Annotated in this window: 3 protein-coding genes and 2 pseudogenes; 2 read left to right on the forward strand and 3 right to left on the reverse strand. The window is 59.5% G+C overall.

The window, feature by feature from the left end; all coding sequences use genetic code 11:
* The coding region (locus tag EOA79_RS29495; RefSeq protein WP_164747208.1) for a hypothetical protein at nucleotides 1-403 on the reverse strand (403 nt) is incomplete at its 3' end.
* Entirely contained in the window at nucleotides 400-678 is a 279-nt protein-coding gene (locus EOA79_RS34180; protein WP_063169289.1) for an AlpA family phage regulatory protein, read from the reverse strand. The genes EOA79_RS29495 and EOA79_RS34180, both read right to left, overlap by 4 nt.
* Nucleotides 679-1,653: 975 nt before the next feature.
* On the opposite strand from EOA79_RS34180, the gene EOA79_RS29505 reads away from it, so the two are divergent.
* Together EOA79_RS29505 and EOA79_RS29510 are read left to right on the forward strand one after the other, a co-directional pair.
* Nucleotides 1,654-3,585: a potassium transporter Kup gene (locus EOA79_RS29505; RefSeq protein WP_063169287.1), complete on the forward strand. Its 1,932-nt coding sequence runs from the start codon at nucleotides 1,654-1,656 to the stop codon at nucleotides 3,583-3,585.
* 307 nt (nucleotides 3,586-3,892) lie between these two features.
* A pseudogene (locus EOA79_RS29510) lies at nucleotides 3,893-4,353 on the forward strand (OB-fold nucleic acid binding domain-containing protein); the annotation flags it as partial.
* A gap of 538 nt (nucleotides 4,354-4,891) precedes the next feature.
* Here EOA79_RS29510 and EOA79_RS29515 read toward each other — a convergent pair.
* Nucleotides 4,892-5,032: pseudogene (locus EOA79_RS29515) on the reverse strand (aldehyde dehydrogenase family protein); the annotation flags it as partial.

A 5,032-nucleotide genomic window follows, 5' to 3' on the forward strand; every position in this document is an offset into this window, starting at 1 on the left:
GCTTGGCATCCGCGTAGTCGCTGCTCCCCTCATTCCCATCGGACGCATTCATCGCCATATCGCGCGGGTCCAGATAGCCTTCGAATGCGGATTCTGCAAAAGGACCTGCCAGACACGCAACTATCTCTTGGATCGCTTCATCGCGTTGGAAATGTCGATCCATATCGTTCTCGAAAATCGGCTTTAGCTCCGAGGTGAATCCTTGCGCTGAATAGAAAACCGTGCCTTCGACAAAACCACCGCACTCTCCGTCACCGGCGTCGGGGTAAATACTAACACTTGAGAAAGCAGGGAGTTCACGGTCGTCGTCGAACATCTGACGGTGCAAAACGATGGCGGCCACCGCGTGCCCGGCTTCGTGATGCGCCACAGACGGGAGAAGATATTGGGAGGCTACATTCATGCGGTGCGGCTCTCAGATCTAGTTTCCATCCAAGCCCTGATATCGGATTCAAGCCATGCGACTCGGCCGGGGGAGATGCGACGCCGCTTAGGGAACAGGCCTGCCTTCAGAGTCGCGCGGTCGCGCTCGAACTGCGTTCCACTGAAGTGCTTCAGGGTCTTTGCCGACTGGCCGGCGGCCCAGGCAAGTGCCCGCTCGCCTTCCACATCTTCAAGCCAAAGATAGAGATCGTCGTCGGGAGCATCCAGCGTTGGACGGACATCAAATGCGTTCATGTCCGGACAGCCTTCAGAAAGAAGGGATAGAGGCTTCCGTTTGATCGGGAACGCTTAGTGTTGGTAGCGGCGCCCACATGTTCGAAAAGCGTGATCATTGATGAGTTCTTCCAGTCGGTGCGGCATCGCAGTGCTTTTGCGCATAGGACCGCAATTGTCGTGCCAACTGGGAAAATCGTTTCGGAACAACGTGATCGCTCTGGCAGCGTTGTGTCAGATGTCCGACATCGTCGAGAATCCGACAACGAGTGCTCCTCCTAATCACCGGATCAACCTCCGGCGCCAGTCGGTGACACCGCATTCCTCTGTCTTTCCAGGAGACGGCGTGGACATCAATGCCGTTCCTCACCGAACCCGCCTCCTAGCCCTTCGCCCATACGTCACGGCCGCCCCCCGGTTTGGCTTCAACCTGAAGGATTACGGCGTCCTCTTCGCAGAGAAGATCGGGTTGTTCGTGGCGCGCGCAGCGGAGCCCAAGGAGCTTTTCTGGGTTGCGGATACTGGCATGTCGATATTACGACCGTGTGTCCTTCGACAAGCTTGGTGGCTTCTTCAACCAGAATCTCGCCGCGGAGATCGAATCGTTATCTGCGCCGCAAAGTGCGGCCGGTGAGCGGCGTGGCCCTGCGTTCCAGTTGGCCACGGTCCTCGCTGGGACGAGCAAGTAAATGGCTTGCGCAGCAACGGTGCGATCACACCTGGAGCACGGCGTCATCAGGAAAGCGCCATCCTTGTGCGCCCACGACACCCTGGTCGCCATCGGCCGCATCGCGGGGGGGCACTGTGGGCGATAACCATTCATTGATCTGGGCGATTGAGGGTTCTGCCGGGGCGCTATTGCTGCTCGGTAGGGCTGCGGGCTGGCGAGTCTACCAAGGCGAGCAACGACAGGCGAGACGGCAGACATTACGTGACGGAACTTGATATTGCAGTGCAGCAAGCGTAGAGCACCGCGCGCTTATCGGAGTGTCGTCCATGGCCCTTACCAATGCTGGTAACGAGGCAGAACCTGTCGAACAATCGAGCCATTCTGAGGTCGAGCAGCACAGCACCAAGGCGCTGATGTTGGGCGCACTAGGTGTCGTTTATGGCGATATAGGCACCAGCCCGATCTATGCATTTCGCGAGGCGTTGCATGCATCAGCGGGTGGCAACGTCGCCAGCCGTGGCGACATCCTCGGCGTACTCTCGCTGATCATCTGGTCCCTGACGATCACCGTGACGATCAAATACATCATGTTCGTGCTCCGCGCCGACAATCGAGGCGAGGGCGGAGTGCTGTCGCTTATGGCGCTGGCGCGCAACAGTTTCCCGACCTGCTCTGCGGTGATCCTCGGCATCGGCATCGGCATCGGCATCGTCGGCGCGGCGCTTTTTTTTGGCGACGCCGTCATTACGCCGGCAATCTCGGTACTGTCGGCGGTCGAAGGTATGAATGTCGTCACGCCGACGTTCCAGCCCTATGTGGTGCCGCTGACACTGGCCATCCTGGCGATCGTGTTTGCGGTACAGCGGTTTGGCACCGGCGGCGTAGGATTGGTGTTCGGACCCGTTACCGCGCTGTGGTTCCTGGCCATCGGCCTTTCCGGGCTCAACCACATCATGGACGACCCGGAAATCCTGCTGGCAATCAGCCCGCATTACATCGTGTCGTTCCTGGTCAACTCGCCTGACGTCGCCTTCGTTACGGTTGGTGCAGTCTTCCTCGCCGTCACCGGAGCCGAGGCGCTCTACGCCGACCTCGGCCATTTCGGCCGCAAGCCGATCGTGCTCGCCTGGCTGGCGATCGTGTTCCCTTGTCTGTTGCTCAATTATGTCGGGCAAGGCGCCTTCGTGCTGGCAAATGGCGGCGTTGTCGGTCATCCGTTCTTCGAGATGAACCAGGGCTGGACGCTTATTCCGATGGTCGTGCTTGCCACGGCGGCGACCGTGATCGCCTGCCAGGCGGTGATCTCCGGCGCCTTTTCGCTGACCAGGCAAGCGGTACAGCTCAACATGCTGCCGCGTTTCGTCATCCAGCACACGTCGGAAAAACAGTCGGGCCAGATCTATCTGCCGCGCATCAACCTGATGCTGGCGCTGGTGGTGATGCTGCTGGTGGTCGGCTTCGGCGAATCCAGCCGGCTGGCCTCGGCCTACGGTATTTCGGTGACCGGCAATATGCTGGTGACGAACATACTGCTTTTTGTTGTGATGACGCGCATCTGGAAATGGCCGCTCGGCGTCGCGATAGCCTTAATGGCGGTGTTCGTCTTCATCGATACCGGCTTCTTTGCAGCTAACATCGTCAAGGTATTCGAAGGCGGCTGGGCCTCGCTTGCCATTGCCGCAGTGATCGTGATGACCATGTGGACTTGGATAAGAGGCAGCAGGTATCTATTTGACAAGACGCGCAGGAACCAGATTCCGCTCGATTTCCTTGCGGGCAATCTGTTGAAGAAGAAACCGCAGCTGGTGTCCGGTACGGCCGTGTTCCTGACCAGCGATCCCGCCAGTGCGCCGACCGCGTTGATGCACAGCCTGAAGCACTACAAGGCGCTGCACGAACAGAACGTCATCCTCTCTGTGGTGACGGCGCAGCAGCCCGTGGTGCCCGACAGCGAGCGGATCAAGATGGAAACGATCAATGAGCTGTTCATGCGGGTGACACTGACCTTCGGCTACATGGAACAGCCTAACATCCCGCGTGCGCTGGCGATCTGCCGCAAGCAGGGTTGGAAGTTCGACATCATGACGACGTCCTTCTTCCTGTCGCGTCGCTCGCTCAAGGCGTCACCCAACTCCGGCATGCCGGTGTGGCAGGACAAGCTGTTCATCGGCTTGGCGCGCACGGCCGCCGACGCGACGGAGTATTTCCAGATCCCGACCGGACGTGTGGTCGAGATCGGAACGCAAGTGGCCGTTTAGGTATGCCCGGTTAAGCAGAATCAATTGGCATTTCGCGAGCCGGTGAATGCCTGACCGGGCGGAGGCCACGATGCTTGCGCCAAACTGGGGTCCGGTTCCAGGCCTGAAGCTTCCGGCCCCGAAAGCCGTCCTTTACGCCTGCGATCATTTCCGTTCCGCATTGTCTTGCCGACCCACCAGTCGAGATGCGCTGAAACGACCTCGCCGGGCAGCAACTTATCATTTGAACCTAATCGATGTGCCGCAAGTCCGACCTTCATTCTTCAGTTCACAGGCTAGCGTTGCCAAAATCGGCGTGCCGCCTAACCGGCGCCGCACCGTGACCTGTCAGGATGCTATGCAGGCGCGAGGCAGAAGCTGGCTCGAGGCCGCCGGCCTGGTGCTGGTCCGGCAGCGGCCGGGCTCGGCCAAAGGCTTCATGTTCCTCTGGAGGATGAGACGGGTGCGGCAAACGTCGTCGTCTGGGTCAAGATCTCTCGAGAAATTCCGGCGCGTGCTTCTTGCTTCGGCCATGCTCGGCGTCCGCGGACGCATCCGACGGAAGAGGAGGTGGTGCACCTCGTCGCCCACGAGCTGACCGATCTGTCGGCCGGGCTGGCCAGCGTGGGAAACCGCAAGACGCCGTTTCCGTTGCCGCACGGCCGAGGGACGAGGCTCATCACGGCGGATCGGGCATCGATCCGCGCGGCATGCCGAAGGGGCGCGACATCGTCGATGCAGTATGACCATATCGACCCTATCAAGTTCAAGACGCGTAACTTCCGGTAGCGCTTCCGGAGGCCACTTCAGCAGCATGTTGTGCACACTTTTGTCGGACCCTGTTAACTGCCGATTGGCAGCAGGTCACCCCGTGCCGGATCCCAAATGTCGTCGCTCTCAAGCGCAACGACTGCCCGCACCCTTTTTAAGTCAGCGAGCACCTCCACCGCCGGACGCCGCCCCGTTTCCTGAGCCGCGGCGTAACGGGTGTATTTGTGACTGTCCGGCTCAAACCACTTCAACGATTCCAAAGTAGCCATGGCATCGCCCTTGCGGCTGCGCGTGATGCGAATGATCGTGATCCCATCCTAAGCGCTCGCGTCGAATGGAGACACGCTGCCAACGCTTCATCTGCTCTACCCCATCTTTGTTCCAAGGCGGTCGGATCATCTCAATGAGCCCTGCCTCGGGGTGGCCAAAGCATGCATATTTATCGTTCGGCCCCGCATCGAATTATCATCTGCGATGTGGGACTCGATCTTGGGTTGGCGACGGCTTCGCTCCGGGAGTAGACGTCGGACCACTGATAAGTGCCGGACCTTCTCCACAATTTCTCGGCGGACTCATCGTGAACGCTCGATTGGACGTAAATGCGGTTCGCGGAAACGCAGGTCTGGCCGGCATTGCGGAACTTCGCCTGGACCGCACCGTCAACAGCACCGTCAATGTCGGCATCATCGAAGATGAT

This window comes from Mesorhizobium sp. M1A.F.Ca.IN.020.03.2.1 (assembly GCF_004023205.1).
In the GTDB taxonomy this organism is placed as follows: Bacteria; Pseudomonadota; Alphaproteobacteria; order Rhizobiales; family Rhizobiaceae; genus Mesorhizobium.

Coding starts and splice junctions, on each gene's coding strand:
- EOA79_RS34180 (WP_063169289.1), bottom strand. CDS start 678: ATGAACGCATTTGATGTCCGTCCAACGCTGGATGCTCCCGACGACGAT.
- EOA79_RS29505 (WP_063169287.1), top strand. CDS start 1,654: ATGGCCCTTACCAATGCTGGTAACGAGGCAGAACCTGTCGAACAATCG.